The sequence below is a fragment of the Nostoc sp. DSM 114160 genome, from assembly GCF_053470305.1.
Genome location: NZ_JBPFGO010000002.1, coordinates 1690967 through 1716630, shown reverse-complemented (window position 1 = coordinate 1716630; position 25664 = coordinate 1690967). Strand labels below are relative to the sequence as shown.

At 38.9% G+C, this 25664-nt stretch carries 31 protein-coding genes; 20 read left to right on the top strand and 11 right to left on the bottom strand.

Features of this window, described 5'->3' with window-relative positions:
- Window positions 1-156 precede the first annotated feature (156 nt).
- The 5 genes from NSTCB13_RS24605 (at window position 157) to NSTCB13_RS24585 (ending at window position 2529) form a co-directional block, all read left to right on the top strand.
- Window positions 157-372 (top strand): CCE_0567 family metalloprotein, encoded by a 216-nt coding sequence (locus NSTCB13_RS24605; protein WP_322667906.1) that lies wholly within the window; start codon window positions 157-159, stop codon window positions 370-372.
- Window positions 369-686, top strand: coding sequence for a nitrogenase-stabilizing/protective protein NifW (gene nifW / locus NSTCB13_RS24600; RefSeq protein WP_322674579.1), 318 nt, complete (start codon window positions 369-371; stop codon window positions 684-686). Before NSTCB13_RS24605 ends, nifW begins: the two co-directional genes overlap by 4 nt.
- A 10-nt stretch (window positions 687-696) precedes the next feature.
- Window positions 697-1494 carry a HesA/MoeB/ThiF family protein gene (locus NSTCB13_RS24595; protein WP_322709710.1) on the top strand — a complete coding sequence of 266 codons (798 nt, stop codon included), beginning with the start codon at window positions 697-699 and terminating at the stop codon, window positions 1492-1494.
- Between the two features lie 135 nt (window positions 1495-1629).
- The gene (locus NSTCB13_RS24590; protein WP_322681497.1) at window positions 1630-2001 is read left to right on the top strand and encodes a HesB/IscA family protein; all 372 of its coding nucleotides are present in this window, start codon (window positions 1630-1632) and stop codon (window positions 1999-2001) included.
- A gap of 228 nt (window positions 2002-2229) precedes the next feature.
- Window positions 2230-2529, top strand: a complete 300-nt coding sequence (locus tag NSTCB13_RS24585; RefSeq protein WP_445630352.1) for a 2Fe-2S iron-sulfur cluster-binding protein — start codon at window positions 2230-2232, stop codon at window positions 2527-2529.
- Between the two features lie 415 nt (window positions 2530-2944).
- Here NSTCB13_RS24585 and NSTCB13_RS24580 read toward each other — a convergent pair whose 3' ends face one another.
- Window positions 2945-3154 carry a TOBE domain-containing protein gene (locus NSTCB13_RS24580; RefSeq protein ID WP_322667910.1) on the bottom strand — a complete coding sequence of 70 codons (210 nt, stop codon included), beginning with the start codon at window positions 3152-3154 and terminating at the stop codon, window positions 2945-2947.
- Between the two features lie 297 nt (window positions 3155-3451).
- Here NSTCB13_RS24580 and NSTCB13_RS24575 point away from each other — a divergent pair, with 297 nt between their 5' ends.
- The 5 genes from NSTCB13_RS24575 (at window position 3452) to NSTCB13_RS24555 (ending at window position 7966) form a co-directional block, all read left to right on the top strand.
- Window positions 3452-4333, top strand: a complete 882-nt coding sequence (locus NSTCB13_RS24575) for an AAA family ATPase (protein WP_448274101.1) — start codon at window positions 3452-3454, stop codon at window positions 4331-4333.
- Between the two features lie 35 nt (window positions 4334-4368).
- Window positions 4369-5508: a homocitrate synthase gene (gene lysS / locus NSTCB13_RS24570; RefSeq protein ID WP_445630354.1), complete on the top strand. Its 1140-nt coding sequence runs from the start codon at window positions 4369-4371 to the stop codon at window positions 5506-5508.
- A gap of 327 nt (window positions 5509-5835) precedes the next feature.
- On the top strand, window positions 5836-6324 hold the full coding sequence (locus NSTCB13_RS24565) for an ankyrin repeat domain-containing protein (RefSeq protein ID WP_448268117.1): 489 nt from the start codon (window positions 5836-5838) through the stop codon (window positions 6322-6324).
- A complete protein-coding gene (locus tag NSTCB13_RS24560; RefSeq protein ID WP_448274100.1) occupies window positions 6287-7573 on the top strand; it encodes a SagB/ThcOx family dehydrogenase in 1287 nt (428 codons plus the stop codon). The genes NSTCB13_RS24565 and NSTCB13_RS24560 overlap by 38 nt, the downstream gene beginning before the upstream one ends.
- Before the next feature lie 18 nt (window positions 7574-7591).
- Window positions 7592-7966, top strand: coding sequence for a hypothetical protein (locus tag NSTCB13_RS24555; RefSeq protein ID WP_448274099.1), 375 nt, complete (start codon window positions 7592-7594; stop codon window positions 7964-7966).
- A gap of 29 nt (window positions 7967-7995) precedes the next feature.
- Here the strand turns inward: NSTCB13_RS24555 and NSTCB13_RS24550 are convergent, their stop codons facing one another.
- Window positions 7996-8475 (bottom strand): hydrogenase maturation protease, encoded by a 480-nt coding sequence (locus NSTCB13_RS24550; RefSeq protein ID WP_448274098.1) that lies wholly within the window; start codon window positions 8473-8475, stop codon window positions 7996-7998.
- Window positions 8476-8553: 78 nt separating this feature from the next.
- Here NSTCB13_RS24550 and NSTCB13_RS24545 point away from each other — a divergent pair, with 78 nt between their 5' ends.
- Entirely contained in the window at window positions 8554-9252 is a 699-nt protein-coding gene (locus NSTCB13_RS24545) for an HAD family hydrolase (RefSeq protein WP_448274097.1), read from the top strand.
- 192 nt (window positions 9253-9444) lie between these two features.
- On the opposite strand, the gene NSTCB13_RS24540 is transcribed toward NSTCB13_RS24545, so the two are convergent.
- On the bottom strand, window positions 9445-9867 hold the full coding sequence (locus NSTCB13_RS24540; RefSeq protein ID WP_448274096.1) for a hypothetical protein: 423 nt from the start codon (window positions 9865-9867) through the stop codon (window positions 9445-9447).
- A 264-nt stretch (window positions 9868-10131) separates the two neighbouring features.
- Here NSTCB13_RS24540 and NSTCB13_RS24535 point away from each other — a divergent pair, with 264 nt between their 5' ends.
- Window positions 10132-10800 (top strand): DUF1294 domain-containing protein, encoded by a 669-nt coding sequence (locus tag NSTCB13_RS24535; protein WP_448274095.1) that lies wholly within the window; start codon window positions 10132-10134, stop codon window positions 10798-10800.
- Between the two features lie 53 nt (window positions 10801-10853).
- Here NSTCB13_RS24535 and NSTCB13_RS24530 read toward each other — a convergent pair whose 3' ends face one another.
- The 7 genes from NSTCB13_RS24530 to NSTCB13_RS24500 form a co-directional block, all read right to left on the bottom strand.
- Window positions 10854-11669, bottom strand: a complete 816-nt coding sequence (locus NSTCB13_RS24530) for an IS5 family transposase (RefSeq protein ID WP_448273213.1) — start codon at window positions 11667-11669, stop codon at window positions 10854-10856.
- An 88-nt stretch (window positions 11670-11757) separates the two neighbouring features.
- The gene (locus NSTCB13_RS24525) at window positions 11758-12171 is read right to left on the bottom strand and encodes an HNH endonuclease (RefSeq protein WP_448274094.1); all 414 of its coding nucleotides are present in this window, start codon (window positions 12169-12171) and stop codon (window positions 11758-11760) included.
- Entirely contained in the window at window positions 12172-12381 is a 210-nt protein-coding gene (locus tag NSTCB13_RS24520) for a hypothetical protein (RefSeq protein WP_448274093.1), read from the bottom strand. It abuts the gene before it with no gap.
- Window positions 12382-12467: 86 nt separating this feature from the next.
- Window positions 12468-14063, bottom strand: a complete 1596-nt coding sequence (locus NSTCB13_RS24515) for a nickel-dependent hydrogenase large subunit (protein WP_448274092.1) — start codon at window positions 14061-14063, stop codon at window positions 12468-12470.
- Window positions 14064-14236: 173 nt separating this feature from the next.
- Entirely contained in the window at window positions 14237-15199 is a 963-nt protein-coding gene (locus NSTCB13_RS24510) for an NADH-quinone oxidoreductase subunit B family protein (protein WP_448274091.1), read from the bottom strand.
- Between the two features lie 441 nt (window positions 15200-15640).
- Entirely contained in the window at window positions 15641-15976 is a 336-nt protein-coding gene (locus NSTCB13_RS24505) for an Rpn family recombination-promoting nuclease/putative transposase (RefSeq protein ID WP_448274214.1), read from the bottom strand.
- A 27-nt stretch (window positions 15977-16003) separates the two neighbouring features.
- Window positions 16004-16807 (bottom strand): Rpn family recombination-promoting nuclease/putative transposase, encoded by an 804-nt coding sequence (locus NSTCB13_RS24500; protein ID WP_448274090.1) that lies wholly within the window; start codon window positions 16805-16807, stop codon window positions 16004-16006.
- A 469-nt stretch (window positions 16808-17276) separates the two neighbouring features.
- Here NSTCB13_RS24500 and NSTCB13_RS24495 point away from each other — a divergent pair, with 469 nt between their 5' ends.
- From NSTCB13_RS24495 to NSTCB13_RS24480, 4 genes are all read left to right on the top strand, one after another.
- The gene (locus NSTCB13_RS24495; RefSeq protein WP_448274089.1) at window positions 17277-18218 is read left to right on the top strand and encodes a hypothetical protein; all 942 of its coding nucleotides are present in this window, start codon (window positions 17277-17279) and stop codon (window positions 18216-18218) included.
- Window positions 18219-18424: 206 nt separating this feature from the next.
- The gene (locus NSTCB13_RS24490; RefSeq protein WP_448274088.1) at window positions 18425-18691 is read left to right on the top strand and encodes a hypothetical protein; all 267 of its coding nucleotides are present in this window, start codon (window positions 18425-18427) and stop codon (window positions 18689-18691) included.
- Window positions 18692-18699: 8 nt separating this feature from the next.
- Window positions 18700-18924, top strand: a complete 225-nt coding sequence (locus NSTCB13_RS24485) for a hypothetical protein (RefSeq protein ID WP_445630368.1) — start codon at window positions 18700-18702, stop codon at window positions 18922-18924.
- 63 nt (window positions 18925-18987) lie between these two features.
- Entirely contained in the window at window positions 18988-19833 is an 846-nt protein-coding gene (locus NSTCB13_RS24480; protein ID WP_448274087.1) for a NifU family protein, read from the top strand.
- Between the two features lie 161 nt (window positions 19834-19994).
- Here the strand turns inward: NSTCB13_RS24480 and NSTCB13_RS24475 are convergent, their stop codons facing one another.
- Window positions 19995-20216 carry a hypothetical protein gene (locus tag NSTCB13_RS24475; RefSeq protein ID WP_448274086.1) on the bottom strand — a complete coding sequence of 74 codons (222 nt, stop codon included), beginning with the start codon at window positions 20214-20216 and terminating at the stop codon, window positions 19995-19997.
- 208 nt (window positions 20217-20424) lie between these two features.
- On the opposite strand from NSTCB13_RS24475, the gene NSTCB13_RS24470 reads away from it, so the two are divergent.
- The 4 genes from NSTCB13_RS24470 to hypD all read left to right on the top strand — a co-directional run bounded on the left by NSTCB13_RS24470 (window position 20425) and on the right by hypD (window position 25631).
- Window positions 20425-21639 (top strand): hypothetical protein, encoded by a 1215-nt coding sequence (locus NSTCB13_RS24470; RefSeq protein WP_448274085.1) that lies wholly within the window; start codon window positions 20425-20427, stop codon window positions 21637-21639.
- Complete coding sequence (hypF, locus tag NSTCB13_RS24465) at window positions 21629-23977, top strand: carbamoyltransferase HypF (protein WP_448274084.1); 2349 nt, start codon at window positions 21629-21631, stop codon at window positions 23975-23977. Before NSTCB13_RS24470 ends, hypF begins: the two co-directional genes overlap by 11 nt.
- 82 nt (window positions 23978-24059) lie before the next feature.
- A complete protein-coding gene (locus NSTCB13_RS24460; RefSeq protein ID WP_445630373.1) occupies window positions 24060-24320 on the top strand; it encodes a HypC/HybG/HupF family hydrogenase formation chaperone in 261 nt (86 codons plus the stop codon).
- A gap of 129 nt (window positions 24321-24449) precedes the next feature.
- Window positions 24450-25631, top strand: a complete 1182-nt coding sequence (gene hypD / locus NSTCB13_RS24455; RefSeq protein WP_448274083.1) for a hydrogenase formation protein HypD — start codon at window positions 24450-24452, stop codon at window positions 25629-25631.
- Window positions 25632-25664: the final 33 nt, after the last annotated feature.

Genomic DNA, 25664 nt, shown 5'->3' with positions numbered 1-25664 from the left:
AGTGCTGAGTGAAGAGTTAAGAGTAAATAGTGAAGAGTTATAAATTAAAAATTATATAATTTATAACTTTCAACTCATAACTTCTAACTTCTAACTCATTACTTGTAACTCATAACTCAGCACTCAGTACTCAGCACTGAAAAGGAGTGGCTGATTGTGCAAGCAGAAGAAACGAGTATTGAGGAACTACAGGGACAAATCAGACGGCTCAACAGCAAAGCAGGTCAAATGAAGATGGATCTGCATGATTTAGCTGAAGGTCTGCCAACAGATTACAACCAACTTATGGATGTTGCCGCTGCAACTTATGAAATCTATCGCCAGTTAGATGAACTTAAGCAACATCTAAAACAATTGGAGAATGCGAAATGACTGGAACTATTGATGAATTCAAGAAACTCGTAGATGCAGAAGAATTTTTTCAATTCTTTAATATGTCCTACGATTTAGAAGTTGTGAATGTAAATCGTCTACATATTCTGAAAAAGTTTTCTCAATACATCCAGGAAATTGATGATAATTCTCCTGACTTGAATCAAGAAGAGAGATTAAATCAATATTCTTTGGCTTTGCAAAAAGCTTATCAGGTATTTGTCGAATCAACACCCCACGAACAAAAGCTGTTCAAAGTATTTAACGACAAGCCGAAAAATGTAGTCACACTGACAGAAATCACTTCTGATTAGGAGGTATAAATTGGTTAACCTAACGCCTACCGAATTAGAACGCTATCGTCGCCAAATGATGCTTCCGAATTTTGGCGAAACAGCACAGAAACGCCTGAAGTCAGCGACAGTTTTGGTTACGGGTGTGGGAGGATTAGGCGGTACGGCGGCGCTTTACTTAGCAGTAGCGGGCGTTGGGCGGCTAATCTTAGTCCGGGGTGGTGACTTGCGGCTAGATGATATGAATCGTCAAGTTCTTATGACTGATGATTGGGTAGGTAAGCCAAGGGTATTCAAAGCTAAAGAAACTCTGGATGCGATTAATCCTGATGTCCAAGTGGAAGCTGTTCATGATTACATCACCCCGGAAAATGTAGATTCGTTAGTGCAATCTGCGGATATGGCTCTTGACTGCGCTCACAATTTTACAGAGCGCAATTTGTTAAATGAAGCCTGTGTGCGATCGCGTAAGCCAATGGTAGAAGCCGCAATGAATGGGATGGAGGCTTACCTGACAACGATTATTCCTGGTGTGACTCCTTGTTTATCTTGTCTGTTTCCAGAAAAGCCTGATTGGGATCAGCGCGGCTTTTCAGTTCTAGGCGCTGTTTCTGGAACACTAGCTTGTCTAACAGCTTTGGAAGCTATCAAGCTGATCACCGGGTTTAGTCAGCCTCTATTGTCGCAATTGCTGACAATCGACTTAAATCGGATGGAATTTGCGAAACGCCGTTCTTACCGCGATCGCTCTTGTCCAGTATGCGGTAATAGTGCGCCTTGGAGACACGCGCAATCCAATTCGATGGAACCGACAGTCAATAGTCATTAGTCATTAGTCATTGGTCATTGGTCATTGGTCATTAGTGAATGACAAAGGACAACTGACAAATGACAAAGGACAAATAACAAATGACAACCCACATCTGCAATTAGAACAACTAATCGCTACAAATCAGGAGAACTGATGGCCGTTATTTTATCAGAAAAAGCAGAATTTCATCTGCGGGCATTCCTTAAAGGTTCCGCACCCGATGCTGATGGCGCAACTAAAGGTGTCCGCATCTCTGTAAAAGATGGTGGTTGCAGTGGCTATGAATATGCGATCGATATCACCAGCAAGCCCCAACCAGATGATTTAGTAAGTCAGCAAGGCAAAGTACTGGTTTACGTTGATGCTAAAAGTGCGCCCTTATTAGACGGAGTTATCGTTGACTTTGTTGAGGGAGTGATGGAAAGCGGTTTTAAATTCATCAACCCTAATGCAACTGATACCTGCGGTTGTGGAAAGTCTTTTAAAGCAGGCGACTGTACGCCTACTGGTGTACCTTGCAGCTAACATCATTCTATTAGTGCTAAGTCAATTGTAGAGACTTCTCATCAACGCACTCCGCAGAGTTTCAATGCCCTTGAGATAGCTTCTAGTTCGCATTGCATCCCTTATCTCTATAAAAAAGCTAACTAAACTTAGCATCTCTGTCAGAAGAAGGGAAGCAAAAAGTAGGATAGGTTGCTCAAAAAATTCGGAAATTAGACCAACTGTATAACGTTTGAGGAGAATCTGAAAATGGCTACCTACCAAGTTAGATTAATCAACAAAAAAGAAGACCTCGACACCACAATTGAAGTTGACGAAGAGACTACCATCTTAGAAGCAGCAGAAGAAAATGGTATTGAGTTGCCCTTTTCATGTCATGCAGGCTCTTGCTCTAGCTGTGTTGGTAAAGTTGTCGAAGGTGAAGTTAATCAAGACGATCAAAACTTTTTAGATGACGATCAGGTTTCTAAAGGATACGCTCTACTTTGTGTAACTTATCCTCGTTCTAATTGCACAATTAAAACACATCAAGAAGCATATCTGGTCTAAATTATTACTTTGGTTGCTGCCTTTCGCAACCAAATAAAAAATGAAGGATGAAGGATGAAAATATACTTCCTTCCTCCTTTCACAATTCCTAATTTATAATTAAAATATTTATCTGCTTTTGTGTTTTTGGCCGTTTATTATAATTATTGAGAATGGAAAAGCGAGGAATCGCAACTTTTTATAAAACTCAAAATAAAACAATCTTGAAAAAAATTGTATTAATAGGAATAGTAATAAAAACTCATATCAGATTGCAACAAGATTTTTTTGATTTGATCCTTCCTCAATCTTGATAACATAGATTTTGTCCTAGATTTAGAAAATATCCGAGCAATTTATGTTTTCTAATTGTATAAAGAAATGCAATTTTATATGAAAAAATAGAGTGGCTCGCAAAGGAAGCCAACTCTATTTTTTAATCAACAGCAACGATCACATCTGATGATTTAATCACAGCATAAGCTTGCTTACCTTCTGCAAGTGATAGCTTTTCTGCTGATGATTTTGTGATAATTGAGACTAGCTCTACTCCTGGCGCTAGTTCTAAAGTTATCTCAGTATTAACTGAACCATGTACAACTTTTTTGACAGTACCCTTCAGAGAATTACGAGCGCTAATTTCCATGTTTTTAATCCACTAATTTGAACTATTTATACTTTAGTAAGTTAGCAAGTTTTGATTTTAAAAATAGCTTTTATTAAAATATCTTAATAATTTTTAAATAACCTTATTTGTTTGACGAGCATTACGCAAATAGGTGGGACGGTCATTTGCTCCAAAAAGTAAGACAAAAACTTTAAAAAAACTAACTATTAATGTATATTATCATCAATTTAAGATGGCTATTTTGTTATGTGGAAATACTGAGGTACTAATATGATTGCATCTTTATAATAACTAGTTTAAAAAGAGGTTCATATTGTGCAGGATCGAGTTAATACAACAAGGCAAAATCTATTTTTTGAACATTTAAGTCTAGGTGTAGGTGTAGGATTTCCTGTTCCTAAAGACTGGTTGCCAATAACAAGTTTCCCTTTACTAATCATAGTAGGTATGACTGGCGTTGGAAAAAGCACGATCGCGAAAGCTTTGGCTGAAGAAGGCTTGGATTTTACACTTTTACCTAATCGTCGTGTTTTAACCGAACGCGTAATAATTGCGCCAATGTTAAAAATGCAAGAGAAACTCATGCAACCCCATTGCCGGATTAAACGCCTAACTTATACTCGCCTTTATCGAGAACACTTTCCTGGTGGAATGGGTCACATTTTAGCTTCGCTACATATTAATCCACAACAAGTCAACTCTATGTTAGTTTTCGATAGTTTACGTGGTGAAAATGAGATTCGCTATGCAGCTAAGGCTTTAAAAAATGCTAAATTTGTAATGTTGACTGTACCAAATACTGTACGTTTAGAAAGACTTATAAAACGTCATGATTCTTTCGATCGAATTGCTAATCAAGAGTTAGACGATCGGATGCAAATTATTCCAGAAGTACTGAGCAATTTTGCTAGTTTGGGCGTACCAGAAGCTTCTGCTTATTTTACTCCTAAAGAAGAACAACAAATCTTAGAACTTGTCTATAAACAAGTTGTCACAGGTCTAGAATTGCAGGAAAAACTAAAAATATTTGTCGAAGAAAGTCAGAACTATGATTCGGTTTCGACGAAACAGATTTTAGAGGCGATGGATACGAGCGATCGCTCTCTTATAATTGATACTATAGCCAGTCCCCAAGAATCAGCCAAAGCAATTATTTCTCGATTATGCAAATCTGCTAATATAAAAACTAATAAGTGAATATCCTTAGTCAGAATTAGTATAGGGATTGCTCAATGTCGCTATCTGAATTTGCAATTGTAGAAAGTACTCTCCGTGAGGGCGAACAATTCGTCAAAGCCAATTTTTCTTCAGATGATAAAGTCGAAATTGCTGAGGCCCTTGCTGCATTTGGAGTGGAATATATAGAGTTAACGTCACCAATTGCTTCACCTCAGTCTAGACAAGACTGTGAACGATTGGCTCGGTTAGGCTTGCCATCCAAAATATTAACTCACATTCGCTGTCACTTAGAAGATGCTAAAGTTGCTTTAGCAACAGGCGTAGCCGGAATTAATTTAACTATTGGTAGTTCTTCTTTGATGCGTCAGTTCAGTCATGGTAAAAATATTAATCAAATTATTGATTTAGCATCTGAAGTTTTAACTTTTATTCATCAACAAGCTCCCGATATTGAGTTACGGTTTTCAGCTGAGGATTCGTCACGTACTTCCATAGAAGATTTAATCACAGTTTATTCCGAGATTGAAAAATTAGGAATTGTCAAACGCATAGGAATTGCTGATACAGTAGGAATTATTACGCCAATGCAAGTATTTGAATTAGTGAAGACTTTACGCCAGTTCACCAATTTAGATATTGAGTTTCACGGTCATAATGATACAGAATGTGCAAATGCTAACAGTTATACAGCATTAGAAGCGGGAGCAACTCATATTGACACTTGTGTTTTGGGAATTGGTGAGCGCAATGGTATTACCTCACTAGCTGGATTTATTGCGAGGTTATATGCTACAAATCCTGAGCAGATTAAGTCGAAATATCGCTTGGAAGAACTTAGTTACTTGCATGAATTAGTTGCAAGAAAAGTAGGAATTTCTATTCCTTTTAACCACTGTGTTTTTGGTGAGAGTGCTTTTAGTCATAAAGCTGGCATTCATACTAAGGCTATGCTTAATAACTCTGAGACTTATGAAGCTATTAATCCCCGAAGTTTTGGTGTAACGCGCTCAATTTTAATCAATCATAAATTGGCTGGAAAACAGGCGGTTAATCACCGAGCTAATGAATTAGGACTTTCCTTTAATTTATCCCAGCTTCAAGATATTACCAATATGCTAAAAACTTTAGCTGACAAACAAAATCTTACTATCGAAGATGTAGACAAGATTTTATATTCTTATCATTGCCAGTAAATTTAAAAATATACGCACTTACTATTCAAGTACAGATCCCCGACTTTTTGAAGAAGTCGGAGATTTAAATCCACTTATATCTGTTATTAATCTATCTTCTAAAAGAAAACTGTAAAAATTACTGCTTTTCCATTATTTTTCCAGCTTTTTTAAAAAGAATATTTGCTGTTCTTTATAAATGATTCATAATTTAAACTTATAAAATTGATAGCATATATGTAAGTTAAAAGAATTTAAATAACATTTTTGCAAAAATGGTGAGCAATGCTCACCATTCTATTTGCCAAGCAAATTTATATTAGTAAAAAAGTTAACTTAGGAGTAGTTATGAATCGAACCAACAGTCAAAATTTGAGTGAAGCAACAACCCAATGGTTAATAGAAAAAGGCTATAATCTTAATCATTTAAATCAGCCAGGTGAAAATGGCGATACAGCTTTGATGAAAGCGACAAGAGAAGGAGTTTATACAGTCGTTAAAGAATTAATTGATGCCGGTGCGAATATCAATGCTCGAAATAGCGATCGCAACAATGCTTTGTGGTTTGCTTGTTTTGGAAATCACTACAATTTAATTAATTTACTGTTAGCTCATAACATTGATATTAATAACCAAAATGATAACGGTGCAACTGTTTTAATGTACGCAGCATCAGCCGGAAAGACAGAAGTCGTAAAGTTACTTTTACAACATCATCCTAATTTATATTTAAAAAACTTAGATGATTATAAAGCAATAGATTTTGCTAGCAACGTAGAAGTTTTGAGGATAATTAAAAATGCCATCAAGTCAGATATCGGGCAAAGCTTATCATGACGCTACCAAGCATTCTTACTTATCGGTACAACTCGATCCAAATTATGTAGATGCTTCAACACAGCCATCTTCATTTAAAGTTTATCCCAAGTTTTATCGGAGAGTGAAATTAAATCTCAATAATCCTGTTCACTCTTTTATCTCATTAACCAGTGCGATAACACTAGAAAAAGTATATAAAGATGGCCCATTAAAACTGCGAGTAAATCCATCAGCAGGCGCTCTGTATCCTACAGAAGTTTATGTACAGGTTCGCGGCATTGAGGGAATAGTAAATGGTATATACCATCTAGAAGTTGAGAATAATTGTCTAACTCTCATCTATGAATTAATTGATGATGGGTTAGAGAATTATATTATACCTGGTAAATGTATCAACGGATTCATCTTTTTAATTAGTTGTGTTTATTATAGGTCTAGCTGGAAATATCAAAACAGGAGCATAAGATATTGCTTCTTAGATAGCGGACACCATTTAGGTGCAGTTGCCGCTTCAGCTTTTCTCCACAACCGAGATATACAACTAGTTTTTGACTTTGATAAACTTACTCTCAATTCGGATTTAGGATTTGAGAATAAGGAGTTTATCACTGCTTGTGCGGTGTCAGGAGAAGTACAAGACAAGAAAATCAGACGCTTAAGGCTGAAAGTTCCTTTTGTCTGCGGTACTGATTATTTTGAATCCAATCAATTGATTGAAGATGCTTATCAAGCAACTGCTCTACAAAAGAGTCGCCAGCAGAAATTAGAGTATCCTCAATTTGATTTCGATCGGGATAAATTTTACCAAACTGTTTGGAATAGACGTTCTATTAGACGTTTCCGGAAAGAGGCTATTTCTCAAGAAGATTATTTATATGTAGTGCAACAACTTCAGCAGTCAATACCGACAGAAAACTATGAGGAGATAGAAATTTACTCAGTGGTGCATCGAGTAGAGGGAATGACACCTGGGTTATATAAAGGTACGTATTTGATTAAAGCGGGTAACTTTAGTGAAAAGACAGGTTACTTATGTATTAATCAAGCTATTGCTAGAGATGGCGCTGTAACTTTATTTTTTGTGTCAGATTATTTAAACTATCAAACTGCTATGCAAATAGCTGGTTTTCTGGGACAGAGACTTTATTTAACTAGTAATTATTTGGGGATTCAGTGTAGTGGGATTGGTGCTTATTATGATGACGAAACCCAAGAATTATTAGAAACAAATGAAGATGTACTTTATGGAATGGTGATTGGAATATAAGCAGGAACAGAAAGAGAGATGGCTAGAAAAATGTATTACTTAAATGGTGATGATTCACATCCTATACAACCGACATCTGCGGATATTATACTGCGGCAACAATTAGAGGATTCTATTAGCAGATACTTTTATGACGCGTGCGATCGCACGATTCAAAATCTTCTATCTAATTGTCGGTGGTATGTCACAACCCATGCCAATGCTTTAACATTGGTAATTGAATGTCCCGATCGAGTTACTAATTGGCGGGTTTTACAAAAAATTGTGCCAATGGGGACATTGCTATATGGAATCGTGAGCAGTGCAAAAATTCGTGTTTGTCCGCCAGAAAGCCAAGGCGTACCTTTTGAAATGAGGGTAGATGAACTTTCTGTTTATCGGGATTGGGCTTAAAAAATAGTTAAGAGTTAGGAGTTAGGAGTTTAAAATTTCTGCTCATTATTTTGGCTGATAAGTGCAGCTACCTCTTCAAAAACCAAATCAGCAGAATGTTTGATAGCAGGACTTAACTCTAGTCCCAAACCAAGATTTGCCGCTTCAATTAAATAAACTGTCACCTCTTCGGGAAAATCATTTTGAAAGATTTTCCGTCCGGCGGCTAAAGCATTATCCCAACGAAAATCGTGCAAGTTATAACTAGGTTCGGGCATTGCTTCCAGTTCTTTTCCTGGAACTTTAAACACAGCACCCGGTTCAGAACCAGTTAAACTTGCATCAATAATTACTAATTGTTTACTACCTCTAGCTTGAAACATTACTTCCATCCCTGCGGTGCCACAGTCATATATTCGTACATTGGGATAAGGGTTTTCAACTAGATATTTTTGTAAGCGTTGGGCAATGATTACGCCTACTGCGTCGTCACTGCGATTGAGATTGCCGCAACCGATAATAGTTAGCATATTATAGTGAAAAAGTTTTAGGATAGGTATTGCTTATTAATTTTTGCAAGCAATTTTAAATTGCTATACTATGCCTTTATGATTAAAGCTGTACTTTTTGACCTTGATGATACACTTATCGATCATGATGCTGCAATTAGAGCAGCAGCAAGTAGATTATTTGATAAGTTCATGCTCGAAGAAGAATATGACCATAAGATGTTTGTAGAACAATGGATATCTTTGAATCGAGATTGGTACCAAAAGTTCTTCAGAAAACAGGTAACATTTCAGGAATCAGGTAGAGGAAAACTGCGAGAAGCATTCTTACCATACGGTTGTGAATTCTCAAATGCAGATGCCGATGCTTTCTTATCAGATTACTGGCAAGACTATGTAAGTATGTGCCGATTGTTCGATGATGTCAGCAAATGCTTTGTACAGTTACAAGGGTACAAGCTTGGCGTGGTTACAAATGGTCAGGAGACTCAGCAGGTTGAAAAACTCAGACAGTGCGGTATTTTGTCTGTTTTTGATGTAGTTGTAACTTCGGAAACAGCCGGATTTGCGAAGCCACAACCTCAGATTTTTCAGTATGCTTGCGCCAAACTAGGAGTACAGGAAAAAGAAAGTTTTTATGTAGGAGACAATCTTGAACTAGATGCGATCGCGGCAAGAGATACTGGATTAGTAGGAGTCTGGCTTAACCGTATTCATAGAAATGCAGAATGCTCTATTAGCAGTGTTGAAAGAATAAATTATCTGACTGAACTATGTGAGTTATTAGTAATTTTTTAGCTTCACCCGCTACTAACGCGATTTACGATCGCAAACTGGCGGCTAAATTTAGCGATCGCGTTGTATTACTACAATCAGGTAATCTATGATGGACAGAAGCTTTGTTTGCAAATGTCATTCGCAAACAAAGCTTTTTGTTCAAAATCTAAAATATAGACGAAGCCTCTGAAAAACTAAATTATCAGCAGGAAACTAGAACTCAACACCATGTTTCTTGGCGATTTCATTCAGTTTATCATACTGATCTTGTGAGACTTTAGTTAATATCTCTTCAGCTTGTTCTTTAGTACTGCCCTCTTTAGGAATTAAGTACTTGATATAAAGAGACACAAAATCGGCTGCGATCGCTAAACCGGATAAAGCATGTTTGTCAGCTTCCTTACCAGCGATCGCAGCTACCAAACCAGCTTTAATTGGGTCTGGTTTAACTTTCATGAACTGCTCGACAAGCTTCGGAACGTAGTCTTCTGGTGGCAAATTATCTAACTTACTTCTATCAGGAGTAAAGTTAAATTCTGCGGCTTTTGCCTGTTCTAAAACACACCATTCGATGAATTCTTGCAATGCTGCATCGGGAACGCGAGGAAGATAATTATGTAGCGCTAAATCAGACACAAGCTTACCTTGTAAATTTCTGTTTTGTTGAAGTGAATTAAGGCAAGCCTAACGCACTGTTTCTATATGTTTTAGTGTGTTACGCTACGAGTTTTGAATATAAGGCATTGGGAATAGGGCATTGGGAATAGATTATTTCTCCCTTCTTTCACTCACTCTCCACTCCCCGGTTCAAATAGTTGGTGGCGCGATCGCTTTTTTAGTGTTATCTATTTGTGTAAAAAAGGGTACATTATAAAGAAAGTACAAGTATGTTATTTGTTGATGAAACCTACTTTACACATAGGACAGCTAACCATCTGGAAGGACGATCGCGGGTTTGGTTTCATACAACCCAATGATGGTACTCAAGAAGTCTTTCTACACATTACTGGATTAAAAGACGTTAACCGTCGTCCCCTAGTTGGTGATTTCATTTGTTATCAACTGATAGCTAGTAAAGATGGCAAAGTCCGCGCTTGTAATGCTTCAATCAAAGAAGTTACATCAAAATCCTCTTCTTCTACTGCATCAAAGAAGTCTATATCCAGATATGTAGACAAATCTTCATCATTAGTATTAAAGACATTACTTCTATCTTTACTACCTGGGTTAGGTTCGATTCATCTTGCACTAACAACTGGCAACCCAATTCCTCTAATTCTTTATCCTGTCATGAGTTTAATTACCTTTAGGCTATATGCCGATGATAAATCTCGTGCCCAACAAGGAGGATGGAGAAGGCAAGAAAATACTTTACATCTATGCGAATTTATGGGTGGTTGGTTAGGTGGATTTGTTGCCCAACAGAAGCTACGTCATAAAAATAGCAAAGTTTCTTATCAAATTGTATTTTGGGTAATAGCAATTCTTCACATTGTATTTTGGTTAGATTGGTTATTTTTTGGTAGAGCGTTGATAAATCTGTTTTTCAGTATTGCTTCTAAAGGGTAATTGAATTAACTAATATTGGAGAGCCTTTTAAGAGCTGATTCGTAAACAAAAGCTTAAGAAGCCATCCGCTTGATCATCAGACGAATCAATGAGCCATAAATCATAGCTTCACTTAACTCTGTGTACAACTCATAATCCTTACTCAAACGCCGAAATCTATTAAGCCAGCCAAATGTCCGTTCCACAATCCATCGTTTCGGCAATCGCTCAAATGTTTTCGATATCCTTTCAATCACCTCAACACGAACCTTTTCTCCGCAAACTTTCTTGACTGCTTGAGCAAAGTTTTCTCCTGAATAGCCTTGATCTACCCAAACAACTTCCAATTTGGACAATTCTTTAACCGCCTCATGCAGTACAACCACAGCACCTAAACGTTCTGACGCATTGGCTTCAGTTACTAAAACACCAATCAACAACCCTTGAGAATCTACAACTATATGTCGCTTACGCCCTTTAACCTTCTTACCACCATCGAAACCGTAGACCCTCCCCTTTTTTTCCGTGGTCTTCACTGACTGAGAATCTGCGATCGCCACGGTAGAATTTTCATCTCGCCCTAAATCTTGTCGCAGTTGATAGCGCACTTGGTCGTGAATCTGCTGCCAGATGCCTTTACGCTGCCATTTTTGAAAGTAGCCATACACTGTTGTATATGGAGGAAGGTCATGAGGTAGCATTTCCCATTGACACCCAGTACGTTGCACGTAGAAAATTGCATTCAATATTTCTCGTAAATCTACTTCTACAGGATGCCCAAATCCCTTTGGCGTAGGGAGAAGAGGCTTGAGAATCAACCATTCAGCATCGCTTAAATCACTTGGGTAGGGTTTGCGGTGTGGATTCTCAATCGTAGGTATACGGCTCATCGACAACAACATAAATTACACTCGATTTAGCCTATAACCTTAACAAAGCCGGATTCAGCTTTCTTTAGATTTTCTTTACGAATCAGCTCTAAGGTGGTGGATGGCGACCCAGGAGTTCCTCTTCTGCGCGAATCGCTAGCATAATCGCACGATTCATGTTTAGTGCATTGATGGTTCCTCGTCCTATAGCTGTTAATCCAAAAACTTCTACACCATTCCACTGAAAGTGTTCTTTCCATATTTGTTGACGAGGGTTGAAGATTAGGACTTTTTCTCGTGTTTCTGGATCTTCAACCATTTGTCGGGCAGCCTTACGTAAGGAACAGGACACGCAGGCAAGTGCCAAATTATCTGCTGTTGTTGTACCACCTGCTACAACAGGAATGATGTGATCGATATGAAATGTAGCTGCTTGACCTGCTTGGGATAAACTGCAATATTCACAGCGATCGCCTGCTCTTTGAATGACCAATCGACGTAAAGCGGCTGAAATCGCTACCATTTATCCCTGCTGCATCACACGCTGCGATCGCAAGTGCAGCAGAGATAAAAATTCTGCCAACTCAACCAACCCTTCTGCTTCTCGTCGTTCTCCTTGGGTAAGCGCTTCGCCTGCATCTTGGCGATCTAGCAGATAGTGTAGACGCTCGTGAACAGCTTCAGGAAGTTGAAAGTGAGTCAACTCAACAGGTATCTCAATAATTTCAACCATACAAAGTATGTCTAGCAAAATTGTAACCACTTGTAGAGTTAGTGTAACTCAATATGCATTCTGCTAGACGATCTGATATTTGAGAATTAAGCAGTCCGAAAACGCGCTAACTCTTCACCAGTTTTCGCATCGTGGGCGTGAACTGTACACACCAAACATGAATCAAACGATCGCGCCACATGACCAACTTCGACCGGATCGCTAGAATCGTAAATGGGTGTCCCAATTAACGCTTCTTCAATTGGGCCGCGGATTCCTTCACCGTCACGAGGGCCGATATTCCAAGTACCTGGAGCAATAACTTGGTAATTCTTAATTTTACCGCCTTCTATTTCTACCCAGTGAGATAAGGAACCCCGCGCTGCTTCCGTTGCACCCCAACCGCGTCCATCTTTTTCTGTAGGTTTAATATACCAAGGGTCGTTTAATTTGAATTCGCGCAAACAGTGTTCAGCTTGGCGATATAACTTGACAAGTTCGTGAACTCGTGCTAGCTGACGCACATGAATACTAGCACCACCCATCTCCTTGAATACATCTAGGATAAATCCATCGTAGTGTTGCCAAGATTCGCCATGCTTACCACCAGCTACTAATTGCCGCGCTAACGGGCCAGTTTCTAAACGTCCGAAGTCTTTATGAAGGACTGCACTTGACCAAGAGTAGGCATTATCGAAGTCTTTGGTATTGATTGCAGTGGGTTTAGTGGTGCGATCGCTAGGGTGAATATCTTCTGTCCCTTCATCGTACCAAGAATGAGTTGTATTCTCGCGGATAAATGACTGATCCATTAAGGTGTGAGTGTGTGTGAAGCTGTCATACACTCCACTTTTCATGATCGTTGCCGCATTTCGTCCTTCGATAGTCGGCTTTTGGTATTTATCTTCATGGGCTAAATATCCCCAAGTGACATATTTACCAACACCAGCGCCATATCTATCTAAACCGATATCTAAACCCATGCGCCAATAAAAACCTAAGTCGGAATCTCGATGATTTCGGTTTTCGTCTAACCAATCTCTGAAGTCATCATAAGTTTGGATTTGTTCGTAGCGTTCTAAAGAACAACCTAACCACACTGGTTCTAACCAATTGGTACGGAAATATTCGAGAATCGCCCAAGCGCGGGTAATGTCTGTTAAGGTTGGGGCGCACATCACGCCACCGGGAACCATATAACTGCTGTGGGGCCATTGTCCGCCTAATAGTGCATAAATTTCTACAGGTTTAGCGGAAATTGTTATACCGAGTTCGTAAGATTTGCCAGTGAAAGCGGCAAAGCGTCTAGTAGCTTCTTCATAAAAGCGACTATTGCGGTATTTTCTATTGGTTAAGTCAATGGCAAACAAACCATAAAAATAGCGGGGGATGCTTTGAATTGTTTCAACAATTTGTCCGAGATTTCTCGCTAAAATTGCATTGCGGGGAACTTCCGTTTCCCAAGCTGTATCTAATGCCCAAGATGCAGATGTCAGGTGAGAACCGCCGCAAATTCCGCAAATGCGAGGTGTGACAATTAAACCGGCTTGGGGATCTTTACCGCGTAGGATAACTTCAAATCCTCGGAAAAGTTCAGCGTGTGTCCAAGCGTTGACTACTCTTCCATGTTCAATATCAACTCGAACATCTAAATCGCCTTCAACTCTACCAACGGGCGATATATCTAATGATTGAATTGTCATTTGTCATTTGTCCTTTGTTATTTGTTATTTGTCATTTGTCATTTGTCATCGATCATTTCCGAAAAATAATCTTAAACTCTTATCCTCTCTAGGTAAAAACCTAATTTCTGGAGATATCTATTAGTCATTGGTTTTTCACAAAAGACTAATGACCAATGACTAATGACCAATGACTAAACAGTAAAAAAGTCTTCTTCTGCCCAAGGTGGTGCTGCGTCTTTGGCGACCATTGTGAGTAAGGCGTAGTCTTTTTTGTTCACCCCTGGCGGTAATTCTTTGGGAACTCCCATTACTGTTTGGGTTTTAAATACGGTTCCTGGTTTGAGGTCAAAGAAGGGAAATTCTGGTTCTGTGCAACCTAAACAAGGCATTCCGGCACGAGTTTTGGATGAGACGCGGTTCCATAAGATGCGGTTGCAGGAGGAATGAGTCATGGGGCCGCGACAACCCAAGTCGTAAAATAAGCATCCTTTGCGCTGACCAAATTCGGCGGTTGATGCTTTGTAGGCAAAGTGAACGTTGCGGGTACAACCTGTTTGGGTATAGGTGTTAAAGAAAGTTTGGGGACGATTTAGTTCATCAAAAGCAATGTCTGCTATGCGTCCAGTAGCGATCGCAACTAATATCTGCGTAATCCAGTCGGGATGGGCGGGACATCCAGGTATATTAATTACAGGTAATCCCGCTTGTGATACGAAGTCTTTTCCTAAAAAGCCGCCTTCTTGACGTTTGAGAAATTGTAAACCTTCCGATTCGCTGGGGTTGGGTGACATAGCAGGAATTCCTCCCCAGGTTGCACAGTCTCCTACCGCGACGATAAATTGAGCAACTTTGGCAAGGTCTAATAACCAATCTTTCATGGCGCGATCGGCAAACCGATTCCATTCGCCAGTGCCGTTGGGGGCGTTAACTACACTGCCTTCAAATACCAAGATATCTAAAGGAATTTTGCCAGAAATGCAATCCCGCAACAGTGTTTGTAGGTCGTTGCCTAATTCTAACCCCAAGGAAGGATGCCAAAGTACGTTGATACCAAAGTCGGCAATTAAATCGCAGACTGTCGGTTCTTCAGCGTTGAGAAATGACATGGTGTTGCCGGAACAAGCACCACCTTGTAGCCATAGTACGTTAGTCATCGGCTAGGTATTTTTGTATTGTTTCCCATGCATGATGTAGGTGATAATGCTTGCAAAGTCTCACCTGTTTATCAATATTTATTTTTCAATACTAAGATATTTTTTATCTAAATTACTTTCATTAAAAAAGAATTAATCATTAACAATAAATTAAATACTCTCAAGATTGTTTTCAATGGCTATGTCTGTTATCTATGTAACACATTTGAAAAATGCAAAATAGTAAAAATAAACACTAGCTCTTGCTTTTGAATGTTGATATTAAACAAACTCAATATGCTTAATTTCTCACTGACAAAACTCTGTAATAATTAATAATTACTGTAAACTGTTAATATGCGTGAGGTAATGAGTATTTTAAGTCATCAGATTTTCACATAATAAAAGAGCCAAAAATAGGGGCACTAAACTTTGCGCCCCATCAACTATATATCAGTTGTTTTAGGATTTTGGTTGTGCAGCTTGCCTAACAACTTGTTCATCCAAACCTAACGCTTGAGCTATCTGCTCAATACTGCAACCGAACGCTAATAAGTGCGGTATCACTTCCAACTTAGCTTCTTGTTTACCTTCTTCAAAAGCTTCTTGCTTACCTTCTTGTTTAGCTTCTTCAAAAGCTTCTTGCTTACCTTCTTTTTTACCTTCTTCAAAAACATCTTGGAAAAATCTAGTTTGCCTCAAGTCATTTAATTCAAAATTTGCTCCAAACATTTTTCCTATCTCCTCCTGGCTCAATCGCGGCAACTTGTAGATTAATATCGTCTCTATTAAACGCACTGTTAATCCTTGGCGCACCTCATTGTTTTAGGATTTCGGTTGTGCAGCTTGCCTAACAACTTGTTCATCCAAACCTAACGCTTGAGCTATCTGCTCAATACTTAAACCTAACCCTAATAATCGAGGTATAGTTTGTAACTTAGTTTCTTGTATACCTTCTTGTTTCCCTTCTTGCCTACCTTCTGCAAAAACATCTTGGTAAAATCTAGTTTGCTTTAACTCATTTAATCCAAACATTTTTCCTATCTCCTCCTGGCTCAATCGCGGTAACTTGTAGATTAATATCGTCTCTATTAATTGTATAATTTCCCTAATAGTAGTGACATCTGGAATTTGCTGTCGGGCAATGTTTACTATCTCTACAGCTTTTGTTGTCGCCGTTGATTCGGGTTCGATAATCAGTTTAACTGCCTCCATACCGATTGATGATGTCTCAATTGAGCTTAATTCGTCGAGATAGACGCGAGTTACTCGTTGAGAGTTGAGTAATTCTGTATATCTTTCGGTATCTCCAGTATCAACGCTGCGGTTGGGGAAGATGACAACACCACGCCAATTGTTAGTTAATTCGGTTTTGTCGAGATAGTTAAAGATTTCGGTAAATAAACGTGAGTAGAATTTTTTATCTGATTGAAATTGCACTTCAGCAAAATAAATCGGTAAGTCTGGCGTATTTGGAAGAAAGACACCATCGATTCTAAACGCCAGTTGTTTAACTTCTACTGAAGAAAATTGGTAAGCACTAGCTAGTTGGGGTGGTTGATTAATCAGTTCAAAAAAGGTGCTGGGGATACTTTGAAAGATCCGATAGAAGATACTGTCTGTTTTCAAGGTAGCTTGTTTTACAGTTGATGAATATATTTTACACTTCGGCGATCGCGTGGCGACTATTTTGAGTACAATAAATATATGTATGTCAACAATTCAATAAAAAAGATTGAAATTGTATAACACGATGATACAAAAAGTATTTAAAAAATATTAGGTGTTTAAAACTGACATTAATATTAGCAATTTCCCCCTAGAATTTTAGAAATAGGGTGTTTTATAGTATTGTATTGAGCATGGCATAAGACATTGGCTATAGGGGATTAAGTTTTTTCCCTAGTTTCTAGTCTTTAATCCTAGCTCAAATAAAAAAGGGGAATTCCGCCTAAAGGACTCGAAGCCTGCGTAAATCAGTATGGCCCGTGATTAGATGCGTTTACGTATCTCAATCATTCGTGGGCGTTGACAGATTCAATTCCCAATTGGCTAGAGTACGGCAGAGTTATGACCCCCCAGCATTACAGATTCAGCAGTGAAGGCTGCGGTAGCAGCTGTTGCTTCAGAGTCAGCCTCAGCAGAAGAAAAAATTCAAATGCTGATTGAGATAGCACAGGGTTTTCAAAAAAAACCCAAAGCTGCCCAAGACTTGCGAAATGCAGTTGGGTTATATTACCGGGCCTACGAGATGTGTGGTGAGGAGTATCCCCTATTAAAAGCCAGGGCCCAAGTAGGGATGGCGGGGACATTACAGGCAATACCGGATGCTGATTACCAACTGTTGATGCAAGCTAAAGTCGGTTATGAAGAGGCATTACCGATTTTACAACAATTAGCTGCGCCAGAGGAAGTGGCAGAGACGCAGATGAATTTTGGTCTGGTGTTGCAGTCGCTAGTGCCATTTAATTTGGCGCGGATAACTGACAGCATCCAAGCTTATCATGAGGCTTTGCGGGTGTTTACTTGGGAAGATTATCCTCAAGAATACGCCATTTTGTATAACAATATTGCGATCGCTTACCTTTCTATGCCCCTAGCATCAGAACGGGAATACTTGCGTCAAGGGTTAGCTGTGCAATCATTTGAGGTGGCGCTAAAGCACATTAATTTGATTGACCATCCTAGAGAATATGCGATGTTGCAGAACAATTTAGGTAATGCTTTGCAATACCTAGTGAGTTCCCATCCTGTGGAGAATAACTTACGGGCGATCGCAGCTTATGACGAAGCGTTAAAAGTGCGTAATTCCAAAGATACACCTTTAGAGTACGCTAACACAATTTCCAACAAAGCCAACGCCCTATTCAACTTACCAGACGACCCAGAAAAACCAGAAATTGGTAATCCTCAAAATCTTTTGCAAGCGCGTATCTACTATCAACAGGCTTTAGAAATATTTACGGAACACCAACAAATTGCACAAGCAGAAGTAGTAGTTCAAGCGTTACAAGATGTAGAAGCCGAAATGAAAGCTTAGGAGTGATGAATTATAGTTCTATAACGCTTTCCAGTTTAGTTCAATACAGACCTAATTCCCAGCCCCTTCCCTACAAGGGAAGAGGAGTAAGATTCAAAGCCTCTCTCCTTTTAGGAGAGAGGTTTGGAGAGAGGTCAAAATATATTGTATAAAAACCAAACTCCCTAGATTGAACTCTTGACTTTAACAATGAGTAAAAAACCAGCATGAGAGATATTGTTACTTACCCAAATCTGATAAATTTCCTCACAAGTTTAGCAGATGGCGATTTGAATCTAGCAACAGAATTCGTGTGGTTAATTATAGCAGCAGCCTTGTCTATGGTTGGTGGTGCTATTGGTGGAATGCTGTTAGCTGGAAAAGATATCGGCTATCAGTTTTCAGCAATGCTTGGTGCATTATTTGCTCCTGCTGGTGTAATTCCTGCTATTCTCTTAGGGTTTGCAATCTTAAATTTATTGACCAATTATTAGGAGTAAACATGTTAGAAATTGGGTGGTTTTCTGCCAAGTTATTTTTCAAAGGAAAATTACTGCGCGATCCAATATATTTTGTTCAACGAACTGCTATTGCTACTGCTGTAGGTTCGTTACTGCTAGTGTTGTTTGCACAAATCGACATTCCCTTCTACTTACCAATAACATTATCTAGCCTCGTGACGGGCTTGATTATGCCATTTCTCCTCAAAGATTTCAAAATGAAGTAATTTGTCATTGGTCATTTATGAATAACCAATGCCCCATGCCCCATGCCCCATGCTTAATGACTAATGACAAACCTTGAAGAATTAGTTCGAGAAATTAACCGCTTTGAGGCAATTATATCCGAGTGGGATGAAAGCCAACGGTGTGTAGCAGTTGGACTAAAAAGGGCAATTGAAGCTTTGCATAAGGCAGCATTGACTAGTTTAATTAAAAGCCTCAAGCAAGAATCAATGTCAGGTTTGCGTCATGCTGTGACTGATGAAGTAGTGTACGCAGTGCTGCTTTATCACGAACTTGTAAAACCACCAAAACCACCATTAGCACAGCGAATTCAAACAGCCCTTGAAGAAGTTCGCCCAAGTTTAAAAAGCCATAATGGGGATGTAGAACTAGTAGCAATTAAGCCCCCAGATACAGTAGAAGTCAGATTAATCGGAACTTGCAGCAATTGTCCGGCTTCTACTTTAACTTTATCTCAGGGAGTAGAACAAGCAATCAAAAACCATTGTCCCGAAATTACCAGAGTGGTTGCGGTCAATAATAACTCTGTTGTTAACAATGCAAGTTTTGGTTTAATTAGTCCATTCTCTTCAAAAATAACTTCTACTTGGATCAAAGTAGCGACTATTGAGCAAATTCCTGAATTTAGTGTATTGCCAGTACAACTTGCTGGTAATTCCCTAATTTTACACCGTCAAGGTATTACAGTAAAATGTTACCGTAATGCTTGCACTCATCTAGGTTCTACACTAGATAAGGGTAAGGTTGAAAATGGTATTATTACCTGTCCTTACCACGGATTTCAATATAAGTTGGAGACAGGTGAATGTTTGACTGCACCTGATATTTCACTTCAGTCGTATTCAGTAAAAATTAAAGATGATAAGGTTTTTGTGAAACTGCAAAAATGATCGTGTAAAAGTAACATCTCAGCAAATATACTTGACGATTAGAAAATCACGGCTAATTTGCTTTTCATCTCAGTAGTTCGCGCATTCATTTTAGTGTTTGTTGGAAGCAAAATGCCTAAATGTTTTCTCAATAGACCGGAATCGTTTCTCATTTGAGCAATTCAGCGATTCATTTTAGTGTTTTGAGAAAGCAAAATGCCTAAATGCTTTCTCAAAAGGCTTGATTGCTTTCTCATTTCAGTAAATTTAGCAAGCAAAATACCTAAATGCTTTCTCAAAATGCCTGATTGCTTTCTCATTTCAGTAAATTTAGCAAGCATTTCGGTAGATTCAGCAAACAAAAAGCCTAAATGCTTTCTCAAAATGCTTAATTGCTTTCTCATTTCAGTACATCGCCCATTCATTACAAATATCGCTATGTAGCAAAAGCAACTTTAGGTTAGCAATAGGTTTTTAAAATTGATTAAGATAAAAGTTGTTTAAAAGTTTTAACTTAATTTGAAATAAAAACATCATGTAAAATTGTTACTGTTGTTACACGCTAATCAGCATTAATGTTTTTAAATAATTATCAGCGTCTATCTGCGGTTCATGGATATCCCAATTATAATTAATCCCATATCACAACTACCGCTAGAAGCAACAGAAATTTCTCAATATCTACCTCTATTATCTCAAGGTGCAGAGGTCATTTTAGGTAACATTATTGAACCACAAAAATTAGTGATACCTATAGCACCTAGCCCCACAACGATGTTTGGGCCTCGTGGTGCTTGTTTGTTATCAAATGGCCTTTTATGGGTATCAGATACAGGACATCATCGATTATTAGGATGGAAAAAATTACCCACAATAGATAGTCAACCTGCTGATTGGGTAATTGGACAACCTGACTTCTATCATGAAGGACAAAATGCTAAAAATACACCAGGAAGCACAACCTTAAATGTACCAACTGGGATTTGTGCTTGCGCCGAAGGGTTAGCTGTCGCAGATGCTTGGAATCATCGAGTTTTAATTTGGAAAAATTTACCAGAAGATAACAATGTTCCAGCAGATTTGGTCTTAGGACAAGCTAATTTTATTGATAATGAACCAAATCGAGGAAGTCAACAAGCATCTGCTAGTACAATGCACTGGCCTTATGGTGTTTTCTATCATCAAGGGCAGCTATTTATTGCCGATACTGGTAATCGAAGGATATTAATTTGGCATCAATTACCAACAGAAAATGGTCAACCTGCTGATTTAGTTTTGGGACAACCAGATATGCTATCTCGCAATGAAAACGGCGGTGCTTCTCCAACCGCAGCGAGTATGCGTTGGTGTCACGATATCACCCTTTGGGGAGAAAATTTGGTTGTCAGCGATGCAGGTAATCACCGAGTGATGATTTGGCAGGGAATCCCGATAGAAAATAATGCCCCTTGTGCAGTGATTTTAGGACAAAAAAGCTTTGATTTTGTGGAAATGAATCAAGGAGTTTATTATCCTAGCGCTAGTAGTTTGAGTATGCCTTATGGTGTGGGGGTGGCTGGAGATTGGTTAGTAGTTGCAGATACAGCTAATTCTCGTTTGTTAGGATGGAGAAAGCCAGAATCAATTTTATCACTGCAAGGTGTAGTGGCAGATGGGTTAGCAGGACAAATAAATTTTCAAAGTAAAGGTGAAAATCGTAATTTCGGACTACCTAAACGAGATAGCTTAAATTGGTGTTACGGGATAAAAATTTGCGGTAATACAGCAGTGATAGCTGATTCTGGAAATAACCGAATTTTGCTGTGGCAGTTTAACTATGCCGACTGAAGAAATTAGAGTTCGTGGTACTGTTCAAGGAGTAGGATTTCGCCCTACTGTATATCGTCTGGCTAAAACCTGCGGCTTACGTGGAGATGTTTGTAATGATGGTGAAGGTGTATTAATTCGGGTATCTGGTAGTGAGGAAGCAATAACCAAATTTGTAGCCAGATTGCAAATAGAATGTCCACCGTTGGCAAGAATTAATCAATTAATTAGAACTCCTTATGAAGGCGAATTGAAATTTGATAATTTTGTAATTTCTACTAGTGTCAATAATGCCATTAAAACAGAAATTACCCCTGATGCAGCCACTTGTCCGCAATGTCAACAAGAAATATTCGACCCTTTTAGCCGCTTTTATCGCTACCCCTTTACTAATTGCACTCATTGCGGCCCCCGCCTGAGTATTATTCGTGCCATTCCTTATGACAGATGCAATACCAGTATGTCTGCGTTTGCCATGTGTTCAGAATGTGGAAAGGAATACCATGATGTCGAAAATCGCCGTTTTCACGCCCAACCTGTAGCTTGTCATGTTTGCGGCCCCGCAGCTTGGTTAGAACGCGCTGATGGTAAATCGGTTACTGCTTCTATGTTTTCGATGTTGGATGATGTCGATGCTGTTTGTACCTTGTTGCAAAAAGGTGAGATTGTGGCAATTAAGGGGTTAGGTGGTATTCATCTGGCTTGCGATGCAACACAGGAAACCGTTGTACAAAAACTGCGTCAGCGAAAAAAGCGCTATCATAAACCCTTTGCTTTAATGGCGCGGGATATTGAAATAATTGAACAATATTGTCTTGTCAACACTAAAGAAAAAGAATTATTAACAAGTTTTGCTGCACCAATTGTTTTATTACAAGTTTCGGATAAAAAACAATTAGCATCGTCAGTAGCATCAGGGCAAAATACCCTTGGTTTCATGCTACCTTATACACCGTTGCATCATTTAATTCTGCGGCGGATGAATCGCCCAATTATTTTAACAAGTGGCAATGTTGCTGATGAACCACAATGTATTGATAATGACGAAGCAAGGGAAAAATTAGGGACAATCGCTGATTATTTTCTCTTTCACAATCGAGAAATTATTAATCGGGTAGATGATTCGGTTGTGCGTGTTCTTGGTGATAAAGTTCAAACAATTCGCCGTGCCAGAGGATATGCACCAGCATCAATTAGTTTACCACCAGGATTTCACAAAATCCCGCAAATTTTAGCAATAGGGAGTGAGTTAAAAAATACCTTTTGCTTATTGCGCGAAGAAGAAGCAATTCTCTCTCAACATCTAGGAGATTTAGAAAATGCTGCTGCTTTCAACGCTTACCAAGAAAATTTAAATTTATACTTAAATTTATTTGAGCATCAACCAGAAATAATTGCTATTGATAAACACCCTGAATATCTTTCAAGCAAATTTGGTAAATCGCTTGCAGATACAAATAAAATTAAAATTTACCCAGTTCAACATCATCACGCGCACATTGCCGCTTGCATGGTAGAAAATGGGATTCCTTTAGATTCACCTCCAATATTAGGTATTGCTTTAGATGGTTTAGGTTACGGTGACGATGGCACACTTTGGGGTGGAGAATTTCTTTTAGCAGATTACCGAAAATTTCAACGACTCGCAACATTTAAACCAGTAGCAATGATTGGTGGCGAACAAGCTATTTATCAGCCTTGGCGTAATACTTATGCCCAATTAGTAGCTGCTAATCTTTGGGATAATTGCGAACAAAAGTATTCTGACTTAGAAATCGTAAAATTTCTGAGAAACAAGCCACTCAAACTACTAAATCAACTTATAGAGAAAAGAATTAACTCTCCTCCAGCGTCTTCCGTGGGGCGATTGTTCGATGCAGTGGCGGCGGCTATCGGTATTTATAGAGATGAATGTAGCTATGAAGGACAGGCTGCGATCGCACTTGAAGCTATAGTAGATGTTAGCAGCTTAAATAATGATAAAGAAGCGCTAATCTACCCTTTTAATTTTGGCTTTTTAGATAGTATTTACTGTATAGACCCGCGTCCAATGTGGCAAGCCTTGCTAAATGACTTACAGCAGCAGATTCCCCAAGCAGTTATAGCTGCCAAATTTCACCAAGGTTTAGCCAATGCAATTGTGGAAATGGTTAAGCATCTTAGTCAAGAGAATCTGATTAATCAGGTAGCTTTAACAGGAGGAGTATTTCAAAATTGTATATTGTTAAAGCAAGTTACCAAAAGATTACAAACATTGGGAATAAATGTACTTACTCACAGCTTAGTTCCAGCTAATGACGGCGGCTTATCTTTAGGACAAGCAGTTATTGCAGCCGCACAATTAATACATGAGTGTTGATATTTGAAAAAATTTCTCTCACAAATAATTCTCTTTGTATTCTCTGCGTGTCTATGGTTAATTTCTCTTAAAAAACAAAAAAATGTGCTTAGGAATCCCCGGACAAATTATAGAAATTACCAACGTTAACCATAAATTAGCCCTAGTTAACATTGGTGGTGTTAAGCGCGAAGTAAATATTGCTTGTATCGTAGATGAACAACATCCTCCCGAAGCTTGTATTGGTGATTGGGTGCTAGTACATGTTGGCTTTGCGATGAATCGAATTAACGAACAAGAAGCGGCAGAAACATTACAACTTTTCCAAGAATTAGCAGCAGCACAAACAGGGATTAGTGCGTGAAGAAGGTAGGAGGTTGAAATTTAGATGAGGCTTCTCTAAAAGACTCTGTACAAACGCGGTTCGTTAAAAAACTTCCTACCAAAAAAGCGAAATTAACAGATAGATAAAACTCACTATTCCTCACTTCCTATGAAATATGTTGACGAATTCCGCGAACCGGAAAAAGCTAAAGCGTTATACCGCGAAATCGCTAAATTATGCCATCGACTAAAAAAACCCATCAAAATCATGGAAGTATGCGGCGGACATACCCATTCCATTTTTAAATATGGTATCGAAGAAATTTTACCCCAAGCCATTGAACTAATTCATGGGCCTGGTTGTCCAGTATGCGTTATGCCAAAAGGGAGATTAGATGATGCGATCGCAATCTCTCAAAATCATAACGTCATTTTTGCCACCTTTGGCGACGCCATGCGAGTTCCCGGTTCCAAAACCACTTTACTGCAAGCCAGGGCACAAGGTGCAGACATCCGTATGGTGTACTCTCCCCTAGATAGCCTGCAAATTGCCAGAGACAACCCCGACAAAGAAGTAGTCTTCTTCGCATTAGGCTTTGAAACCACAGCCCCCAGCACCGCCTTCACCATCCTGCAAGCAGCAACCGAAAAAATTCCTAACTTTAGTATGTTTAGCAATCACGTCCTCGTGATTCCCGCCCTCAAAGCGCTATTAGATAATCCCGACTTACAACTAGATGGATTTGTTGGCCCTGGCCATGTCAGTATGGTGATTGGCAGTGACCCATACCAATTTATTTCCCAACAATATAATAAGCCGATAGTCGTCTCAGGATTTGAACCCTTAGATATTCTCCAATCCATTTGGATGCTATTGCAACAGCTAGTAGAAAATCGTTGCGAAGTCGAAAATCAATATAACCGAATTGTCGAAAAATCTGGAAATACAGTAGCCCTACAAGCGATAAATAAAGTTTTCGCCATCCGAGATAGTTTCGATTGGCGCGGCTTAGGTGACATCCCCTATTCAGGATTAAAAATTCAACCTGAATATGCTCAATTTGATGCCGAACTTAAATTTACCATTCCTAACCTTAAAGTAGCCGACCATAAAGCTTGTAAATGTGGAGAAATTCTCAAAGGAGTCTTAAAACCTTGGGAGTGTAAAGTATTCGGTACAGCCTGCACCCCAGAAACACCAATCGGTACTTGCATGGTATCTTCCGAAGGTGCTTGTGCAGCCTATTACAAATATGGGCGACACTCCACAATAGCCAAAAGAACAATCGCCCAAAAACCAAAAATAACTCAAGAACCTCTCCCCGCCTGCGGCTTCTCCTCAGACTTATAATACTCAGCGTACCTCTGCGCTTCCCTCTGCGTT

Bases quoted from the DNA above. Each gene is read 5' to 3' on its own strand.
- nifW (WP_322674579.1), top strand. From the start codon at position 369: ATGACTGGAACTATTGATGAATTCAAGAAACTCGTAGATGCAGAAGAA.
- NSTCB13_RS24590 (WP_322681497.1), top strand. From the start codon at position 1,630: ATGGCCGTTATTTTATCAGAAAAAGCAGAATTTCATCTGCGGGCATTC.
- NSTCB13_RS24585 (WP_445630352.1), top strand. From the start codon at position 2,230: ATGGCTACCTACCAAGTTAGATTAATCAACAAAAAAGAAGACCTCGAC.
- NSTCB13_RS24580 (WP_322667910.1), bottom strand. From the start codon at position 3,154: ATGGAAATTAGCGCTCGTAATTCTCTGAAGGGTACTGTCAAAAAAGTT.
- lysS (WP_445630354.1), top strand. From the start codon at position 4,369: ATGTCGCTATCTGAATTTGCAATTGTAGAAAGTACTCTCCGTGAGGGC.
- NSTCB13_RS24565 (WP_448268117.1), top strand. From the start codon at position 5,836: ATGAATCGAACCAACAGTCAAAATTTGAGTGAAGCAACAACCCAATGG.
- NSTCB13_RS24560 (WP_448274100.1), top strand. From the start codon at position 6,287: ATGCCATCAAGTCAGATATCGGGCAAAGCTTATCATGACGCTACCAAG.
- NSTCB13_RS24555 (WP_448274099.1), top strand. From the start codon at position 7,592: ATGGCTAGAAAAATGTATTACTTAAATGGTGATGATTCACATCCTATA.
- NSTCB13_RS24550 (WP_448274098.1), bottom strand. From the start codon at position 8,475: ATGCTAACTATTATCGGTTGCGGCAATCTCAATCGCAGTGACGACGCA.
- NSTCB13_RS24545 (WP_448274097.1), top strand. From the start codon at position 8,554: ATGATTAAAGCTGTACTTTTTGACCTTGATGATACACTTATCGATCAT.
- NSTCB13_RS24535 (WP_448274095.1), top strand. From the start codon at position 10,132: ATGAAACCTACTTTACACATAGGACAGCTAACCATCTGGAAGGACGAT.
- NSTCB13_RS24530 (WP_448273213.1), bottom strand. From the start codon at position 11,669: ATGAGCCGTATACCTACGATTGAGAATCCACACCGCAAACCCTACCCA.
- NSTCB13_RS24525 (WP_448274094.1), bottom strand. From the start codon at position 12,171: ATGGTAGCGATTTCAGCCGCTTTACGTCGATTGGTCATTCAAAGAGCA.
- NSTCB13_RS24520 (WP_448274093.1), bottom strand. From the start codon at position 12,381: ATGGTTGAAATTATTGAGATACCTGTTGAGTTGACTCACTTTCAACTT.
- NSTCB13_RS24515 (WP_448274092.1), bottom strand. From the start codon at position 14,063: ATGACAATTCAATCATTAGATATATCGCCCGTTGGTAGAGTTGAAGGC.
- NSTCB13_RS24510 (WP_448274091.1), bottom strand. From the start codon at position 15,199: ATGACTAACGTACTATGGCTACAAGGTGGTGCTTGTTCCGGCAACACC.
- NSTCB13_RS24490 (WP_448274088.1), top strand. From the start codon at position 18,425: ATGAGAGATATTGTTACTTACCCAAATCTGATAAATTTCCTCACAAGT.
- NSTCB13_RS24485 (WP_445630368.1), top strand. From the start codon at position 18,700: ATGTTAGAAATTGGGTGGTTTTCTGCCAAGTTATTTTTCAAAGGAAAA.
- NSTCB13_RS24480 (WP_448274087.1), top strand. From the start codon at position 18,988: ATGACAAACCTTGAAGAATTAGTTCGAGAAATTAACCGCTTTGAGGCA.
- NSTCB13_RS24475 (WP_448274086.1), bottom strand. From the start codon at position 20,216: ATGAGAAAGCAATTAAGCATTTTGAGAAAGCATTTAGGCTTTTTGTTT.
- NSTCB13_RS24470 (WP_448274085.1), top strand. From the start codon at position 20,425: ATGGATATCCCAATTATAATTAATCCCATATCACAACTACCGCTAGAA.
- hypF (WP_448274084.1), top strand. From the start codon at position 21,629: ATGCCGACTGAAGAAATTAGAGTTCGTGGTACTGTTCAAGGAGTAGGA.
- NSTCB13_RS24460 (WP_445630373.1), top strand. From the start codon at position 24,060: ATGTGCTTAGGAATCCCCGGACAAATTATAGAAATTACCAACGTTAAC.
- hypD (WP_448274083.1), top strand. From the start codon at position 24,450: ATGAAATATGTTGACGAATTCCGCGAACCGGAAAAAGCTAAAGCGTTA.